This is a genomic window from Acinetobacter rathckeae (assembly GCF_015627125.1).
GTDB classification, from domain to species: Bacteria; Pseudomonadota; Gammaproteobacteria; order Pseudomonadales; family Moraxellaceae; genus Acinetobacter; species Acinetobacter rathckeae.
On record NZ_VTDO01000001.1, the window covers coordinates 493,835 to 511,883 of the forward strand.

General features: G+C 38.4%; 13 protein-coding genes. 10 read left to right on the plus strand and 3 right to left on the minus strand.

The window, feature by feature from the left end:
- Nucleotides 1–112: 112 nt before the first annotated feature.
- The 4 genes from I2F31_RS02450 (at nucleotide 113) to I2F31_RS02465 (ending at nucleotide 9,090) form a co-directional block, all read left to right on the plus strand.
- Complete coding sequence (locus tag I2F31_RS02450) at nucleotides 113–2,809, plus strand: autotransporter assembly complex protein TamA (protein WP_195767965.1); 2,697 nt, start codon at nucleotides 113–115, stop codon at nucleotides 2,807–2,809.
- Between the two features lie 19 nt (nucleotides 2,810–2,828).
- The gene (locus I2F31_RS02455; protein WP_195773395.1) at nucleotides 2,829–7,328 is read left to right on the plus strand and encodes a translocation/assembly module TamB domain-containing protein; all 4,500 of its coding nucleotides are present in this window, start codon (nucleotides 2,829–2,831) and stop codon (nucleotides 7,326–7,328) included.
- A gap of 33 nt (nucleotides 7,329–7,361) precedes the next feature.
- Entirely contained in the window at nucleotides 7,362–7,697 is a 336-nt protein-coding gene (locus I2F31_RS02460) for a hypothetical protein (RefSeq protein WP_195767963.1), read from the plus strand.
- A 208-nt stretch (nucleotides 7,698–7,905) separates the two neighbouring features.
- Nucleotides 7,906–9,090: a lactonase family protein gene (locus I2F31_RS02465; RefSeq protein WP_195767962.1), complete on the plus strand. Its 1,185-nt coding sequence runs from the start codon at nucleotides 7,906–7,908 to the stop codon at nucleotides 9,088–9,090.
- 64 nt (nucleotides 9,091–9,154) lie between these two features.
- On the opposite strand, the gene rbsK is transcribed toward I2F31_RS02465, so the two are convergent.
- Nucleotides 9,155–10,090, minus strand: a complete 936-nt coding sequence (gene rbsK, locus I2F31_RS02470) for a ribokinase (protein WP_195773396.1) — start codon at nucleotides 10,088–10,090, stop codon at nucleotides 9,155–9,157.
- Nucleotides 10,091–10,555: 465 nt separating this feature from the next.
- Here rbsK and I2F31_RS02475 point away from each other — a divergent pair, with 465 nt between their 5' ends.
- From I2F31_RS02475 to I2F31_RS02485, 3 genes are all read left to right on the plus strand, one after another.
- Nucleotides 10,556–11,806, plus strand: coding sequence for a NupC/NupG family nucleoside CNT transporter (locus I2F31_RS02475; protein WP_195767960.1), 1,251 nt, complete (start codon nucleotides 10,556–10,558; stop codon nucleotides 11,804–11,806).
- A gap of 68 nt (nucleotides 11,807–11,874) precedes the next feature.
- A complete protein-coding gene (locus I2F31_RS02480; protein ID WP_195767959.1) occupies nucleotides 11,875–12,723 on the plus strand; it encodes an isopenicillin N synthase family oxygenase in 849 nt (282 codons plus the stop codon).
- Nucleotides 12,724–12,771: 48 nt separating this feature from the next.
- Complete coding sequence (locus tag I2F31_RS02485; protein WP_195773397.1) at nucleotides 12,772–13,719, plus strand: nucleoside hydrolase; 948 nt, start codon at nucleotides 12,772–12,774, stop codon at nucleotides 13,717–13,719.
- A gap of 103 nt (nucleotides 13,720–13,822) precedes the next feature.
- Here I2F31_RS02485 and I2F31_RS02490 read toward each other — a convergent pair whose 3' ends face one another.
- Nucleotides 13,823–14,683, minus strand: a complete 861-nt coding sequence (locus tag I2F31_RS02490; protein ID WP_195767957.1) for a LysR family transcriptional regulator — start codon at nucleotides 14,681–14,683, stop codon at nucleotides 13,823–13,825.
- A gap of 133 nt (nucleotides 14,684–14,816) precedes the next feature.
- Here I2F31_RS02490 and I2F31_RS02495 point away from each other — a divergent pair, with 133 nt between their 5' ends.
- Nucleotides 14,817–15,731 carry a DMT family transporter gene (locus tag I2F31_RS02495; RefSeq protein ID WP_195767956.1) on the plus strand — a complete coding sequence of 305 codons (915 nt, stop codon included), beginning with the start codon at nucleotides 14,817–14,819 and terminating at the stop codon, nucleotides 15,729–15,731.
- Between the two features lie 73 nt (nucleotides 15,732–15,804).
- Here the strand turns inward: I2F31_RS02495 and I2F31_RS02500 are convergent, their stop codons facing one another.
- Entirely contained in the window at nucleotides 15,805–16,719 is a 915-nt protein-coding gene (locus I2F31_RS02500) for a pyridoxal-phosphate dependent enzyme (RefSeq protein WP_195773398.1), read from the minus strand.
- Between the two features lie 262 nt (nucleotides 16,720–16,981).
- On the opposite strand from I2F31_RS02500, the gene pqqA reads away from it, so the two are divergent.
- Both pqqA and pqqB read left to right on the plus strand, forming a co-directional pair.
- On the plus strand, nucleotides 16,982–17,056 hold the full coding sequence (gene pqqA / locus I2F31_RS02505) for a pyrroloquinoline quinone precursor peptide PqqA (protein ID WP_081401732.1): 75 nt from the start codon (nucleotides 16,982–16,984) through the stop codon (nucleotides 17,054–17,056).
- A gap of 66 nt (nucleotides 17,057–17,122) precedes the next feature.
- A complete protein-coding gene (pqqB, locus tag I2F31_RS02510) occupies nucleotides 17,123–18,034 on the plus strand; it encodes a pyrroloquinoline quinone biosynthesis protein PqqB (RefSeq protein WP_195767954.1) in 912 nt (303 codons plus the stop codon).
- Nucleotides 18,035–18,049: the final 15 nt, after the last annotated feature.

An 18,049-nucleotide genomic window follows, 5' to 3' on the forward strand; every position in this document is an offset into this window, starting at 1 on the left:
AGATTATCTCATGAACAAAATCATGTATGATATAAAAAACATTGATCTGTTGAAAACTTTGTTGTGCAAAGACAGATATTATTTTGACAATAAAAATGGGTTGTTGTACGCCATGCTTTTAAAAACACATTTTAAAAAATTGCGACTTGTTCAGCATGTTCAGTCCATATTAAAAATAGATGACAAACCTTACTTAATATGTATTGCCTTGTTGGCCAGCTGTGCGATGACGCAGTCTTTTGCACAAGATACATCGTCAAATAGTTCACAGCCTAATACACAAAACGCAACTACAGCAACGCCTCAGCAAGTCAGTACAATTACATCTAATACAACAGACAGTATGCAGTTATTACAACAGCAGCAACAAAACCCTGCTTTAACAGATTTTAAGCCTGTTCACCTTGGTGACTTAGAGCAACTTCCTGCGGTTGCTGTTGATCCAAGTATGGCACAGCAAATTTTAAATGAAGCAGCACAAGCAAAACAACAAGCAGAGATAAATAGACAGCAAGGTGTTGCAGTGAATAGCCAAATTTCTGCACAAACCATGCAAAGTCTAACAGACACAAGTATACCATCTGTGCAAGTGAATCAGATTATTACTGATATTCAAACGGCACATGAGCAAGACCTTGCTCAAGCACGTGCTAATGATGCGAATCCTCAAGCAAAAAAAGGTGCAATTTTTAATGATACAACCTTCGAGATTGAACCACAGCATGCCCCTGAAAAGAATATTTTTAAACGTTGGTTTAATCGTTTAAAACCAAGCCAAGATACAGACAGTTTTGTTATTCCCAAAATTACAGCTGAAGTGCAAGGTGCTCCACCACTTTTAGAAACCAATATTAAAAATAAACTGTCTACATTTACTCAAGAAGCTTTTGACGATGAAAGTTCAGCGGTGCCACAACTGAGAACGCAAGTCCAGCAAGCTGCTCAAGCAGTTGGCTATTACAATGCAAAATTCAAATTTGAACGCCTAAGCAATAAAAAAGTTAAAGTCATTGTAGAGCCAAATCAACCTGTAACCGTTGCATCTCAAAATATTGAATTTTTTGGTGCAGGTAAAAATCTTGCACAGTTTCAGGTGATTCGTTTATTACCAGATTTAGAGGTTGGCGATATTCTCAATCAGGGGAAATATGAGCAGACCAAAACGCGTATTAATGATGTTGCTTCAGATAATGGTTTTTTTGATGCGTACTGGCAACTGCATGACCTAAAAATACAGTTACCTGAAAATAAAGCAGACATTAACTTACGTTATGACACCGGACAGCGTTATAAGCTCGGTGATGTTGAATTTCGTATGAGTGACTCAAAAAAGCCATTTCCATTAAAAATGAGTGTTTTAAAGAGCATGGTGCCGTGGCAAAGTGGTGATGATTATGCTTTTTGGCGTGTAAACACGCTTGCGAACAACTTAACCAACAGTCGTTACTTCAACTGGAGTTTAGTTGAAACGGTGAAACCTGACCCTATTTCAAAGCCTCAAGACTTACCACCAGATATACAAGCTTTGGTCGATGAAAAAAAGATCACACAAACCCAAGCTCAAACCAGCTTACAAGATGAAAGTGTTCATGCTAATCAAGCATCAAAAAATAAAATAACAAATACAAATGAGCCTGCTAAAAAACAAACCGTTGCAGATGAAAAGCAGTTTGCAGGTGCACAAGAGCGTTCAACGACTAATGAACAAACAGAGGCGCAACAAATTAATGACAGCGACCAAGAAAAAGCGGAAGTAAGAAACAGTAAAAAAGTGCCTGTGATTGTGACTTTAAACGCAGATAAGCTCAACAGTGCCGAAGTGGGTGTAGGGTACGGGACAGACACGGGGTTTCGCCTACGTACACAATACCGCCGTGCCATTGTAAACAGTTATGGGCATTCTTTTGATGCCAACATGGAGGTGTCACAGATTCGCCAAGCTGTAGACACGCATTATACCATTCCATACAAACATCCTATTAATGACTACTTTAACTTAGTGAGTGGTTATGAACGTGAGGAGTTTACAGGCGTCGGTCCAGGCATGAGCTTAACCACAGAAACAGCCATTGCAGGTGCCGAGCGTGTCATACGTAATCCATTTGGTGGTTGGCAACAAACGTTTGGCTTTCGTTATCGTTTAGATAAAATTCACCAAATTGGCGAAGTGAATGAAGCTGACGTACCAAGTGCATTTTTACGTCCTGGTTCAAACCCACAACAGCAGGCATTATTGCTTGGTTATCAAATCTCACGTACCGACAGTAATGACCCTCTTAACCCTGTGAAAGGCTTTAAACAAAGCTACAAAATACAGCTTGGCTCAAAGTCAGTTGTTTCAGATGCCAATATGGCCATTTTAAGTGCTGACTGGGCAGGTATTTACTCTTTGGGGAGTAATTATGATCACCAATTTATCGCAAGTGCACAGTTGGCTTACATCTTTACCGATGACTTTGATAATGTGCCATATAACCTGAGATTTTTTGCAGGTGGAGATCAAAGTTTAAGAGGCTTTGACTATAAGAGTCTATCGCCTGAAGAAAATGGCTATAAAATTGGTGGTCAGGCTTTGGCTGTTGGGTCACTCGAATATAACTATCAATTTAAAGAAGGTTGGCGAGCAGCATTATTTACCGACTTTGGTAATGCCTATAACAAAGACTTTAGCAATCCAATTGCTTACAGTGTTGGTGTAGGTATCCGCTGGCGTTCCCCGATTGGTCCGATTCGTTTAGATGTTGCTTCGGGTATTTCAGACCCAGGTCACCCAATTCGACTACACTTCTTTATTGGTTCACAACTTTGATTTTGGGGTAACGTACTCAATGACAATGCTTGAAGACAACACACAACAACAACCACAACGTAGTTGGTTAAAGCGTATTCTTTGGTCAGTTCTCGGCACATTAATTGTTCTGTTTGTTGCGTTAGCGATTATGTTTTCTACAGACCGTGGCAGTCAGTTCTTACTTGATCGGGTGTTGAAAAATCAAAGTATGATGAGTTATCAATATGAAAGTGGTAGCTTTTTGTCGGGGTTAATGCTAAAAAATTTAGATATTCATTTAACGGATTTAGACGTTAAAATGAAGCATGCCAATGTGGTGATTGGTTGGCGTGCGATTTTCAATAAAGAAGTCCATTTTTACAAAGCCAATATCCAAGAATTGCAAATTATTAATAAAAAGCCACCGAAAAATACGCCATTTGATTTCGCAGTCATAGACATGCCAGTGACGTTGCGTTTAGACCATGCAAATGTAGATAAACTTGAGTTAAAAACCACGACATCAAGTACAGAGATTAAAAATATTCAGTTAAACAATACCCTATGGAAAGGGACGAAGCTGAGTTTTAAAAATACCTCATTAAACATACTTGACCAAGTTCTTGTAAAACAGGCCAATGGTCAGATGGACTTTCAACATAAATATCCATTACAAGCGACTGCTCAGGTCGATTTGCCATCACTTCATGCCATGAATATTAAAGATATTTTTGTTGATGTTCGAGGCACGTTAGATGCTTTGGCGACAGGTTTTGCAGTAAATACGCCTGATTTGCTCACAGGGCGTATGCTGATACACCCTGTACGAGATAACGTACCCATGCAGGGTCAGATAAATTTTAATCAATATCATTGGCCGATTGCCACAGATCAAAAGCTATTTACAGAAGCCGGTATTGCCCGCCTACAGGGTACTGCATCTGAAATGAATATCCATTTAAGTACAGATCTACAAGGCGTAGATGTACCTAAAGGGCAGTATCAAAGTGAGCTGAATGTAGACTATGTGCATCAATTAAATATTAAGCAGTTTACAGGCCAACTCATGGGTGGAACGCTTGATTTAAATGGTGTTTTAAATTGGGATAAAGCGCTCGCATGGGATATTAAAGGTACGCTTCAAGGCTTAAAGGCCACTGAAAAATCTATTCCGCAACAACTACAAGCCTATTTGCCACCAAACATGAATGGAAAACTCGGTGCAACAGGGTCACTCGATCAAGGTATGCATTTAAATGCATTCGTTGACTTTGATAAGTATGAGAAAATTCAGCTTAAGCTTAATCAAGCAGTACAACAAGACCCTAAAAAAGCACCGCCGTTAAATGTATTGGTGAACTGGCAGAATATGAACCGCAGTTTTCCATCGGTGGGGTGGCTGAATAGCCCGCAAGGCGAGGCAACAATACGCCTAAGCGATCAAAATACTGAGCTTTCAGCATCTGCAAAAATTGTTCAACATGCACAATCTGTATTACCTGAAGGGCTGTATCAGACGAAAGCCATGTTAAAAGGTGACCATGTAGATGTGAGTGAGCTCAAACTCGTCACGCCACAAGGCGGTTTAACTGGTCAAGCCCAAGTCGATTTACCGACAAAAAAACAGCAATTAAAGTGGACAGCCCAACTGTTTGTAAAAAACTTTAATCCACAAACTGTATCTGCTAGTGCTCCTTTAGATGTATTAAATGGTGAAATACATGCCAATGGTTATGCAAAAAATAATGACCAATTTATTGAGTTAAATCGCATAGACTTAACTGGGCAATTGGCACAGCAAAAAGAAATAGTACACTTAACAGGCAAAAGTACCACAGCCGTTTTAATGAATGATGAAAAACATGGCGGTGGGTTAAAAGGCTATGGGGTTGTGTACGATGGTAAATTGACATCAAGCCAATATCAAGGTGCTGATGGTGTGTTGAGTTTTAAAGTTTCAGGTACGCCAAGTAGTGTGGAGATTAATCGTTTTCAGCATGATGGCGTGGCAGGAAAAATATTAGCCAATGGTAAAGTGAATTTCACAAAAGGCGTGGCGTGGGATATTAATACATCGCTGATTCGATTCAAACCACAATACTTTGTATCCAATGTTCGTGGTGAGGTGTCGGGTGTGGTCAACTCCACAGGGGTATGGGCAGATCATGCACAACATATTCGTATTAATGATTTGAATTTAGCAGGGACAATTAATAATCAAATATTACGAGGCAAAGGTAAGCTTAGCCTTGTTATGAATAACAAAGACAATACACTGATTCCGCAACAGTTTGAAGCCAATGATTTCTTTTTAGCCTATGCGGGTAACCAAGCACAGATTACGGGGAATGCACAAAAGCTACAAGTCAAATTAAATGCTCCTTATTTAAACCGAGTGTATAACGGATTAAGAGGGCGTGCCTATGGTGTGGTGAATGTGCAAACGCAACCGAACATTCAAGCCATTGCCAATTTAAATGTAGATGGTTTTGGTTTTGGCGATCAGCTTAATGTTGAAAAAATCCGCTTGCGTGGAGAGTTGCCTACATCAGAAACCACACCAACCAAATTACAAGCTGAAATTGATGGCCTAAACTATGGCGAACGGCAAATTCAATATGGTGCCGTGACTATTTCAGGTACACCTAAAGCACATTTGGTGAGCGTACAAGGTTGGAATAAGTACTCTAAATTGTATGTGCAACTCAGTGGTGGGTTTAATCAAGATCATGACTGGCTAGGGCAAATTCAAAAAGGGAATTTTGATTCACTGAGAGCATCATTAAAACAGCAACAAAATGCCAATGTAGTCTACAGAGCAGCCACGCAACATTTATATATTAGTGAGCACTGTTGGGCGAGCAACCAAAGCCAATTGTGTTTTGATAAACCAATACAGGCAAGTCCAAAACAAGGTGATATTTCATTCATTGCAAACCGTTTAAATCTTAGCGACTTTGCCGCTTTTATGCCAGATGGTTTGGCTATGACAGGCGAGTTGAATGGTTATGCAAAAGCCAATTGGGAACAAGGTAAAGCCCCACATTTAGATGCAAAAATTACTGCACAAAATGGCCGTATAGGTATAACCTCAGATGACCCAGACGATGCGGCAACCACTACGAGCTATCAACAACTCAGTGTTTTTGCACGAAGTGTTGCAGAAGGTTTGCAGGTCAGATTTGATGTTAAAACACAAAATATTGGTAATGGTTATGCCAGTGTGACCATAGACCCTTATAAAGACCAATTGCCTATGCAGGGCGAAGCCGCATTTTCACAAGTAGATTTACAGTTCTTAAAGCCGTTTATACCCGATGCACGCCGTATTGGTGGGACGTTAGATTTTGCTGCGAAAATTAATGGTACAGTGTCTAAGCCATTGGTCACAGGTGATCTTCGCTTAAAAGATGGTCTGATTAGCATGATCTCCACGCCTGTGAACTTAAATAATATTCAAATGTATTCTGCGATACGTCAAGATCAGGCTACCATTATGGGCATATTTAATAGTGGGCCTGGCGTAGGTAAAATAGATGGTCTAGTGTCTTGGCGTAATGACCCGCATATACAGCTGAAAGTACAGGGTGAAAATTTATTGGTGAAACAAGCACCATTAATCACGGCACTGGTCAACACAGTCATGAATGTGGATTTATATCCAAACCAACGTAGTGTGACGGTGAAAGGTAATATTGAAGTGCCACGTGCGATTATTAATATGCCTGAAACAAGCCCAGATGTGATTAATGTGTCATCAGATGCCCGTGTTGTACGTGGTGGTGAAGACTTGATTGCCGTACTTAAAGCGGCTAAGCCGTGGAATGTGCAAGCAGATATTGACTTTTCTTTGGGTGATCGAGTGATTTTCCAAGGCTTTAATAGTCGTATTCCACTTACAGGTCGACTGTACTTATCACAACGTGGTTTAGAAACAGCCATGAGTGCAAATGGTGCGATTGGCGTCAGCCAAAAAGTTAAAATTGAGTCTTACGGGCAAACCTTAGACTTAAACCGTGCGATTGCTCGATTTAATGGGCCACTTGCGAATCCAACTTTAGATATAGACACTACGAAAAAAATATCGAATACCACACTTGGTGTGCGTATTACAGGTACTGCAACAACCCCAAATATTCAGATTTATAACGATGGTGGGTTGTCTGAACAAGAAGCACTTAACGCATTACTTACAGGACGAATTAACCAAGGGAGTAGTAGTTTAAGTCAAACAGAAGGCTTTAAGTCGGATGTGAATAATACACTTGCTGCAGCGGGTATTAGTTTAGGTTTAGGTGGAACACGTGCTTTCACTAATCAAATAGGCCACGCTTTTGGTTTAAGTGGTTTAGCTTTAGACGCACAAGGCACAGGTGATGACACACAAGTGAGCGTCACAGGGTATATTACCCCAGACTTATATTTAAGATATGGTGTGGGTGTATTTACAGCAGTAAATAAATTAACCTTAAGATATCAAATAAACAAACGCTTATATTTAGAAGCCAGTGAATCTGTTGAACGTGCTGTAGATATCTTCTACAACTGGCGTTTTTGATTGGGCGACAAAGCGGTAAATTTTGGAGTAGTAATGAAAAAAGTATTTTTACTTGGCTTGGTTGCTTTAAGCCTTATTGGTTGTGGTCAGAAAAAAGTTCTGAGTGATAAAGAAGCATGGGAAGGTTTTTGTAAATCTGCTAAAGGTGCGGCTTTTAATATCATGACTGACCGTCAACAGGACATTACTAAAGATGCGGCTTTAGAACATGTTAAAAAAGTTCAGCAGCCTCATGCGCAAAAGTATTTAATTAGCCTCATTGATGAAGCATATAACATACCCATTTATGAGCAAATGCAGAAAAAAGAGCAAGCCATGGATGATTTCTCCAAAGGTCGTAATGAGCAATGTTTAGCTCAGACACCATAAGTACTTAAAAAACCATCAATTTTGATGGTTTTTTTATGACAATAAATAACACGCATTTGTCACAAAAGAGTTACATTCTTATGTATATATCTACTTGTGTGATGGTCGATAAAAAACTATGATTTTAAGAATACTTTAAGTCTACGCCATAAGTAGCTCACGTATTTAAAAAACCAAAATATCGTCTTTTATAATTGTCAGGTAGTGTATGAAGCCATTAAGTAAGTTATTTATTGCATTAAGTTTATCTGTGCCATTGTTAACAGGCACAACATCGTTTGCGGAGAACAACAGTATGGTTCAACAAGGGCAAAAATTCTTAGTAGGCACATGGACTGGTCTACCAGAGGGCTCTAAAGTTTCATCACACATTGCAAGTGAGGGGCTGTATACAGTACAACTGAATCAAGATGGAAGTTTACTGCCAATTAGTGAGCTGAAAGTACCACACCCATCTTGGATTACATTTTCAAAAGATCATCGCTTTGCATATGTGACCAATGAAATGGAAAAAGGGCGTGTGACAGCCCTTGCCGTTGATGCCAATGGTGAGCTAAAAAAATTAAATGATGTAAGTAGTTTAGGCGATCATCCAACCCATTCAACACTGTCCCCAGATGGAAAATACTTATTAGTGGCGAATTACTCTGTTGAGCCGAAGAATTCTGGTGTGGTGGTACTTCCTATTTTGGCCAACGGTGAGTTGGGCGAAGCTGTACAAAATATTCCATATTTAGAGGGAAGTAATGTGGTTGCAGGCCGTCAAAAGTCTGGTCATGCACACTCGGTGACGTTCTCTCCAGATGGTAAAACAGTATATGCAGCAGATTTAGGTGCAGATGTCGTAAAAGCATATGATTATCAACCGACTAAAAAAGAACCATTGAAAGCCAATAAAGCCAAAGACTTAGTTTTTCCTAAAGGCAGTGGCCCAAGACATTTGGTGTTTTCAGATAATGGCAAATTTGCATATGTAACGAGCGAAATGTCTGCTGAAGTGACTGTATTTGCAGATAAAAATAATAAGCTGGTTGAAGTTCAGCGCGTTGCACTTTCTGAAACAGGTCATGAGTCACATAAAAGTGCATCAGGTTTGGCTTTTTCTCCAGATCAACAGTTTTTATATGTAGGTAACCGTAAAGAAATCAACGAAATTGTTGCTTATAAAGTGGATCAAAGCACTGGGCAATTGGCACTTGTAGGACGTTATTCAAGTAGTGGATTAGAACCTAGAGCTTTTTCTATTGATCCATCGGGTAACTACTTAATTGTCTCAAATGTAAACTCTCATACGGTGAGTGAATTTAAACGAAACAAAACTACAGGTGCATTAAAGTCAACGCGTATTGCACTACAAATTGGGCAGCCAACAGACATTAAGTTTATTCCTTAGTTTTGCTGACTTTACTGAATAAATCATAAAAAAAAGGGTGCGTTTTACAACACACCCTTTTTTTTTATTTATTTTGTGCCAAAAAAGCATCAATTTCTGTGCGCCAAGGTACAGAGGGTTGAGCTCCTTTTCGAGTGACGGCAATGGCTGCTGCAGCATTGGCGAATTGAGCTGCTTCGGCAGGTGTTTTATTTTCTAATAGTGCTGTCATAAATGCACCATTAAATGTATCGCCTGCTGCAATGGTATCAATCGCATTGACCTTAAAGCCCGAGATGAGTTGCCCTTGGTTTTCTTCGCTGAGCCAAACACCACGTGACCCCATGGTAATAACAACAGTTTTTATGCCTTTGCTATGTAAAATATGGGCAGCTTCTGCAGCATCACTTTCGTTGTGAATAATTTTACCGGTTAAACTCAGCGCTTCGGTTTCATTTGGAGTGATAATATCAACTAGTCGCAGTAACTCTTCAGGTAGCTCACGGGCAGGTGCAGGGTTTAGAATGACTTTTACATTTTCTTGTTGTGCGATTTTACAGGCTTCTATAATGCTATCTATTGGTGTTTCAAGTTGAACCAATAAAGCATCTGCAGAGGTAATCAGGGCTTGATGGTCTTGAACGTACTTTGGAGACAATTTGGCATTGGCACCTGAGCAAATACCAATACAGTTTTCGGCTAAAGCATTGACAAAAATAAGGGCCACACCTGTCGTCTCCCCATTTACTGCAGAAACAGCTTGTGTATTGACCTGATCTTTTTCGAGCTGGGCTTTGATGGAAGTACCAATCTCATCCTCACCTACGCAGGCAATAAAGTGTGTATCTGCACCACTGCGACCTGCAGCGACAGCTTGATTTGCACCTTTCCCACCAAATGCAACTTGGTAAGCATTACCATGTAGTGTTTGCCCTGGGTGTGGAAAATGCTCTAATCTGAGTATATGATCTGCATTAATACTGCCAAGGACAACGAGCTTTTTTCTTAGGTAAGTGTTCATGAATTACTTAATCTGAGTTCATTTGATGGGAATGATACCTTTTTTCAATCGCTTGTTCACTGTTTGAAATGCATCTGATTTTATTTTTCTTTGAAATTGTTGAACAACTGAGCAGTGCCCAAAGTATGACGCTAAATATGTGTAAAAGCTGAACGAGTAAAGTGAGATTTGTTAAAAATAGTCGATATTTTTACCTAAATTTGCTAAATTGTTTTTCCTTAAGAAGTAATTAAAATTAAGTCACTGTTTTTATAGGACTTAATTTTAATTACTTCTTTTTTATGGGTGTTGTGCTTATATTTTGGCTTAATTATTGCTTAAATTAAACATCTGGTTTTTACTCAGAAAAAAGATGTTTAATTTTTACACCACTTATTATTGTTTAATTTAAATATTGTAGCATAACTGTTTCTTTGGGCTTAAAGAATAAGCCAGTACAGGGGGCTATGTTACGGAGAGAAAAATATGTCTGAATACCGTGGCTTAATTGGAATATTAGTTTTACTACTTATTGGCTATATCTTTTCAAATAATAAACGTATGATTAAATTGCGTACCATTTTACCCGCATTGGGGTTGCAGTTTGCATTGGGTATTTTAATTTTATATGTACCTATGGGCAAATATTTATTTGAACAATTGGCGATTGGTTTCAATAAAGTCATTGGTTATGCAGATGCGGGGAGTAGCTTTTTATTTGGTGCGTTAGTTGGCCCACAAATGAACACTGTATTTAATGGTGCAGGCTTTATTTTTGCTTTTAAAGTGTTACCAACCATTGTATTTGTAACTGCACTGATTTCAATTTTGTACTATCTCAAAATTATGGGTTTTCTCATTCGTATTTTAGGTGGTGCATTTCAAAAAATATTAAATATTAGTAAAGTTGAATCTTTTGCTGCGGTAACTACTATTTTTATTGGTCAAAATGAACTGCCTGCTGCACTGCGTCCATTTTTATTAAAAATGAATAAAAATGAGTTGTTTACTGTAATGTGTAGTGGTATGGCTGCAGTTTCAGGTTCGGTATTGGTTGGCTATGCAGGTATGGGTGTACCGTTAGAGTACTTACTGGCAGCATCTATTATGGCAATTCCAGGGGGTATTTTATTTGCACGTTTACTGAGTCCTGCAACTGAAGAAACACAAGTTGAAGTAAAAGAGCTGACTTTTGGTCATCAAAAACCTGCCAATATTATTGAAGCAGCGGCGAGCGGTTCAATGTTGGGTCTAAAAATTGCGGCAGGGGTTGGTACTGTCGTGATGGTCTTTGTTGGCTTATTGGCATTACTCAATGGTTTAGTTGGCGGACTAGGTGGCGTATTTGGCTTTTCTGGTTTATCAATTAACTCTATTTTTGGCTATATCTTGTCACCATTGGCATATCTAATGGGCGTTGAGTGGAATGATGCATCACTTGCAGGGTCACTCTTGGGGCAAAAACTTGCAATCAATGAGTTTGTTGCTTACCTTGGTTTAGCACCACATTTAGCAGATCATACAATTTCACCACATGCCGCTGCGATTATTTCTTTTGGTCTATGTGGTTTTGCTAACTTTAGCTCTATTGGTATTGTTGTTGGTGCATTTAGTGTGGTTGAACCAAGTTTAAGCCCTGTTTTATCTAAACTTGCTTTTCGTGCATTGTTGGCAGCAACACTGTCTAACCTTATGAGTGCAACTATTGCAGGTCTTTGCCTTTCTTTTGCACTATAAATTGGTCTGATATTGTTATGGTAGGTGTATCATGATTTTGGTCACCTACCTTATAACAGGAGTAGTACATGTATATTGCAACCGTAGACTACCAAAGCCCAGATGCGAAGATAAAATTTACACAATCGCTGAAAGACAGTGGTTTTGCAGTGTTAATTAATCACCCACTAGACTGGTCACAAATCCAAGCCATATATGACGAGTGGCTTGTTTTTTTTCGCTCAGAACATAAAAAAAACTACCTTGTTTCTTCCCATAAAAAAGGGGGCTTATTTTCTACAGCATTGTCTGAAACGGCCAAAGGTGAAACAAAAAAAGACCCGAAAGAGTTTTTTCATATTTTTAAAACAGGTGTTTACCCATTAGAGGTATCCAACAATGCATTGTGCTATTACGATCAGGCACATGATTTAGCCAAACAATTACTTGGTTGGATTCAGCAACAATCTCCTGTAGATGTTCAGCAGCTTTATAGTGAACCGCTCCCCAATATGATTGAAGGCTCAGAAAGTTTATTACGTATTTTACGTTATACCCCTATTGCTTCAACCCAAGACTACGTACGTGCAGCTGCACACGAAGATATTAATTTAATTACCATTTTACCTGCTGCTACTGCCAAAGGCTTACAAGTTAAAAATAAAGCAGGGGAGTGGCTTGATATTCCTGTAGAGCCAAACTCTTTGATTATTAATATTGGTGATATGTTGCAAGAGGCTTCACAAGGCTATTACCCATCAACGACACATCGGGTGATTAAGCATAAAAATGATGTAGAGCTTGAGCGGATTTCAATGCCATTTTTTCTACAGCCTCGCCCTGATGTGGTATTGTCAAAAAGATATACTGCGGGTCAATATCATACAGAACGTATGCAAGAGTTAAAGGTGATTCAAGACGGTAAAGTTCTTGTCTAAGAAACGCCATGTTATTTGTAAATTTTAGGATTGTATAAAAGGTATTTTATGTCACTTCATCCACAAAAAATCATTATTGATACAGACCCAGGCCAAGATGACGGCGTAGCCATTTTATTGGCACTGGCAAGTCCAGAACTTGATATTTTGGCGCTTACTACCGTTGCGGGTAATGTGCCTTTAGCATTAACACAACGTAATGCACGTATGATTTGTGAGTTAGCCAAACGTACAGATATTAAAGTCTTTGCAGGCAGTGATAAGCCACTGAAAAAACCACTTGTGACTGCGGAAAATGTACACGGTAAAACAGGTCTAGATGGTATAGAGTTGCCTGAACCAACGATGCCACTACAAGAACAGCATGCAGTTGACTTTTTAATTGAAACTTTCCGTTCAGAGCCTGAAAAAAGTATTACATTATGTACGCTTGGGCCAATGACCAATATTGCACATGCACTCATGAAAGCCCCTGATATTGCTTCACGCATTAAAAATATTGTATTGATGGGCGGTGGTTTCTTTGAAGGGGGTAATATTACGCCATCTGCTGAGTTTAATATGTTTGTAGACCCAGATGCAGCTAAAGTGGTGTTTGGTGCGGGTATTGATTTAACCGTAATCCCACTCGATGTGACTCATAAAGCCATGACCAATGCACAGTGGATTAAAGACCTACGTGCGATGAATACAAATGTGGGTGAGGCTGTTGCCGCTTGGACTGACTTTTTTGAACGTTATGATAAAGAAAAATATGGTTCAGAGGGTGCACCATTACATGACCCTTGTGTGATTGGTTACTTGTTGCGTCCAGATTTGTTCTCAGGTCGCAAAATTAATGTTGAAATTGAAGCAGATAGTCCATTGACAGCAGGTGCAACAGTTGCAGATTGGTGGGGTGTAACAAGCCGAGATTCTAATGCATACTTTTTAAATCATATTGACCGCGATGGTTTCTTTGAGCTATTGACTGAACGTTTAAGCCGTCATGCCTAATATAAGCGGTCTTTAGTGATGTACCACTGCTTTATTTATTGCAATGCTGTGTAAATAAAGTAGTGGGTTGTCTAATACGCGTTTTCCTTGTTTATAAAAAGACTTAGATTTTTTCAAGGGCATCGCTTAAACCAATAAATTGTCTTTCAATTGGAGTAAATTGGTGTTCAGCTCGAGCGATTAAATATAAACCAATATCTCGGTACTTTTCGGGCGTTTCTCTATAATATTGAATATTAAATTTTTTGACCAAGGACTTGGCAATCATAGAAACCCCCATACCCAATTGGGTAAATTGTATTAAAGCTTCATGATCATAAATATGCGTTAATTCCCCTTTAGAAATTTGATGATCTGTATAAATATGATTTAACGTTGTGGCATAGCAACAGGCTTCTGAAGCCAATAAAATATTTTGCTGATGTAATCCATCCTCTAGGCGCTGATGGTTCATTAAGTTTTTTCCAATGACCACCAATTGGTCATTTGCTTTGTGAATATACTGAAGGTTTTTTTGTGATGGATAGCCAAGTACATAACCAATATCTAAATGACCTGCCAAAATTTCATCTTCAATATAGCTAGTTGAGCCTGTTTTAATGCTGACAGAAAGGTCAGAATACGCCGTATAGAGTTGTTGAAATGGCTGATAAAAACGCATGCTTCCTAGACTAGTATTTGTACCAAAACGTAAGCTGTGCTCTTGCTGATAAATTTTGTTTTCAGTTTCCTCCCAGGTAAACATCATTTTTTTGTACTGTTTATATAAGTCTACACCTGATTCTGTCAGATCAACGCCTTTGGGTTTTCTAATAAAAAGCTGTTTTTTATAGTGGTTTTCAATCTTTTTTATTTTTGCAGTCATATTTGATTGTAAATAATTTAATTTGTGTGCGGCTGCAGTAATACTTTTTAACTCAGCAACGGTAATAAAAGACTTAATATCACTGATGTCAATATTCATTGTATTGCCCTTATGTGCTCTGATTTTTAAGTTGGTATTAAAAAAAATGATGTATACATTAAAACATAGCATTATTCATGATGTTATTTATTTTTTAAAATCAAATCAATTTATAATTGTTGAGTGAAGTGTTATGAATATGCGGGTCATTAGTGCAATTACACTTTTATGCTTAATCTGGGGCTCTCTATGGGGGCTTGTTAAGCATAGCCTACATGTATTTCCGCCATTTTTATTTATTTCAGTCCGTTTGATTTTAGCGGGTTTTACATTAATGCTCGTTCAATGTGTTTTAAAAAAATCGATTTTACCTAAATACCATGAATGGCCACGTTTAATTGTACTGAGTGTTTTAGTCTGTTTTGGTTTTTATGCGACGCAAACATTTGCAATGCAATTTGTTGACTCTGGTCTGTCTGCTGTTTTGGTCTTTACGATGCCCATTTTTATTGCGGTTTTAGCACATTACTTTTTAAATGAACACTTGAGCCGTCAAAAAGTATTTGGATTAATTTTGGGTGCATTAGGGCTGATAGCAATCCTTTGGCCTCAACTACATCATCTTAAACTGAATGTATCGCTTCTTGGGCAAGCACTTTTAATTGTATCTGGTTTATTTTGGGCCATATCAACCATTTATATTAAAAAGTACTTTGCAACGTATGACAAAATTAAACTCACAATATGGCAGTTTCTCATGGGTGGTATTGTCATGTTTATCTGTGCATTGAAATTTGAGTCAGTACAACTCGGTGTATGGCTGTATCCATTAAATGAATCTGTTTTACTGTATGTTGCAATTGTGGGAACAGGTTTTGCATTTGCACTATGGAATTGGATTGTGAGCCAAGTAGATACTTTTATTGCATCGATTTCAATCATGTGTATACCCATTTTAAGTTTGTTCTTTGGTGCCATGGTATGGCATGAGATGTTAACCATAAATATTATTATGGGAGCAATCTTTATTTTACTTGGAATTATGATGAGCTCACTCAAAATGAAATCAAAAAATACTGGCTTACAACAGGCAACATGCCATAAATAATGTTGTTTATTTTAGACTTCTTATGCAAAGATGTGATTGCTTAAGAAGTCTAATGAGGTGTTATCTAAATCGACTACTGATTTAAAGATAAGTCTTTGGCGTAGTTGAGTAACTGGTTTAACGTGACAGAAGCACCGCCACAGACAATTACTAATACATTTGATGTGGCAGAAAAGCTTAGTTTCTTATCGTATAAAACAGACAGTGTTGCACCACATGCAGGCTCAACTAAGGTTCTATGGTCATTTAAAAACTCAAAGCAAGCCTGTAAAGCCTCTTTGTCAGACACGGTTAATCCAACAATATTTTCTTGCTGTGAAATATCAAAGGCATTTTTACAGACCTGTTTGGCTGCAAGCGTTGTGGCAATGCCTGTGACTTCATCTAATTTAATATGTTGTTTTTTCTGTATTGCTGTGTTTAAAGATGCTGTTCCTTCAGTTTCAACTGCATAAATTGGAATCTTTAGCCCATGAGTTGTTAAACCTTGTTGTACCCCTGAAAGTAGGCTTCCACCACCCACAGATAAAACAACTGCATCTGGTGTAACACCTGCATCAAGCACTTCTTTAATCATTTGTGATACGCCATCCCATAAGTATGGGTGATCAAAGGGGTGAATATAAATATTGTCTGAACTGACATAAGATAATGCCAAGTCATTTGCTTCAAGCCATGAGTCGCCATGTACAATCACTTCAGCATTTTCTTTTCGCATTAAATCAATGGCTGTTTGAGAAGTTGTTTTAGGAACAATAATAATGACAGGAATTTGTAGTTGATTCCCCATATATGCAACAGAAACTCCTGCGTTGCCACCAGATGAGCTAATAAATTTTTTTGCCCCTTGCTGTGCATATTGTGCACAAGCATGGCCAATACTTCTTTCTTTAAAAGATCCTGTAACATTTGAAGATTCCATTTTTAGCCAAACGTTACAGCAATTTAAGTCACTTAGTTTTTTTGACTGAATCAGCGGTGTTTTCATAGACTTGGTTCACGTATTTATAGAAATAAGGGTGTTGTTGTCGTTACTTGTTAAATATATAGAAGTAGATTGTTTTATAAGAATCATCCTTTATATTTTGAAACCACTGTATTTAAAATACAACATGAAGATGATTTTAGTCATTTAGAAAAGACATGATTTTGGGTATTTGGGCTACCGTTTTTTGATTTTTTCGTTATAATTAAAGCTCAATGTAAATATACGTGCCAATACATGCACGGATTCAAATGGAGTATTTAACATGCAATGGACTAAACCTGCATACACTGATTTACGTATTGGCTTTGAAGTAACGATGTATTTTGAACACCGTTAATTTTCAATGTAGTACATATAAGCCCTAGATTTTCTGGGGCTTATTCATTTAAAACAGTGGTGAATTATGTATATTTATGTTTTAGGTTCTGCCGCAGGTGGCGGATTTCCACAATGGAATTGTAACTGTGAAAACTGTGCAGGTGTGCGTAATGGTACGCTTAATGCCAAAACACGTACTCAATCGTCTATTGCCGTGTCTGTAGATGGCATAGATTGGGTATTGTTTAATGCATCGCCAGATATTCGTCAGCAACTTTTTGACTTTAAAGCTGCCCAGCCTGCACGTGCATTAAGAGATACGGGCATACACAGTGTGGTGTTGATGGACAGTCAAGTGGACCATACCACAGGACTATTAACCTTACGAGAAGGTTGCCCAATCGATGTATGGTGTACAGAAATGGTACATCAAGATTTAAGTACAGGTTTTCCGCTATTTAATATGCTAACGCATTGGAATGGTGGTTTACAGCATCAAAAAATTGACCCTACAGCCTCATTCACGATTCCAAATATTGCAGATCTTGAATTTACACCGCTGATCATACGCAGTGCTGCACCACCATATTCACCACACAGAAACGACCCACATGATGGTGATAATATTGCCATGATTGTAAAAGATCGTCGTACACAAAAACAGCTGTTTTATGCACCGGGTCTTGGCAAAATTGATGACCAAATTATGCAAATTATGGCTGAGTCTGATTGTGTGATGATAGATGGCACGCTGTGGAGTGACGATGAAATGCAAAGTCGTGGCGTGGGAACAAAAACAGGCAAAGACATGGGGCATCTGTATATACATGGTGACGGTGGGTCGTTGTCTTATTTAGACCAACTGCAAAAACCACGTAAAATATACATACATATTAACAATACCAATCCGATCTTAGACGAAGACTCTAGCCAGTTTGCAACCTTAAAAAACCATGACGTTGAAGTGGCTTTTGATGGCATGCAAATTGAGCTGTAATATAAGGATATATAT

Excerpts from the sequence above, each read along its gene's own strand:
- I2F31_RS02450 (WP_195767965.1), top strand. The coding sequence starts at position 113 with ATGCTTTTAAAAACACATTTTAAAAAATTGCGACTTGTTCAGCATGTT.
- I2F31_RS02455 (WP_195773395.1), top strand. The coding sequence starts at position 2,829 with ATGACAATGCTTGAAGACAACACACAACAACAACCACAACGTAGTTGG.
- I2F31_RS02460 (WP_195767963.1), top strand. The coding sequence starts at position 7,362 with ATGAAAAAAGTATTTTTACTTGGCTTGGTTGCTTTAAGCCTTATTGGT.
- I2F31_RS02465 (WP_195767962.1), top strand. The coding sequence starts at position 7,906 with ATGAAGCCATTAAGTAAGTTATTTATTGCATTAAGTTTATCTGTGCCA.
- rbsK (WP_195773396.1), bottom strand. The coding sequence starts at position 10,090 with ATGAACACTTACCTAAGAAAAAAGCTCGTTGTCCTTGGCAGTATTAAT.
- I2F31_RS02475 (WP_195767960.1), top strand. The coding sequence starts at position 10,556 with ATGTCTGAATACCGTGGCTTAATTGGAATATTAGTTTTACTACTTATT.
- I2F31_RS02480 (WP_195767959.1), top strand. The coding sequence starts at position 11,875 with ATGTATATTGCAACCGTAGACTACCAAAGCCCAGATGCGAAGATAAAA.
- I2F31_RS02485 (WP_195773397.1), top strand. The coding sequence starts at position 12,772 with ATGTCACTTCATCCACAAAAAATCATTATTGATACAGACCCAGGCCAA.
- I2F31_RS02490 (WP_195767957.1), bottom strand. The coding sequence starts at position 14,683 with ATGAATATTGACATCAGTGATATTAAGTCTTTTATTACCGTTGCTGAG.
- I2F31_RS02495 (WP_195767956.1), top strand. The coding sequence starts at position 14,817 with ATGAATATGCGGGTCATTAGTGCAATTACACTTTTATGCTTAATCTGG.
- I2F31_RS02500 (WP_195773398.1), bottom strand. The coding sequence starts at position 16,719 with ATGAAAACACCGCTGATTCAGTCAAAAAAACTAAGTGACTTAAATTGC.
- pqqB (WP_195767954.1), top strand. The coding sequence starts at position 17,123 with ATGTATATTTATGTTTTAGGTTCTGCCGCAGGTGGCGGATTTCCACAA.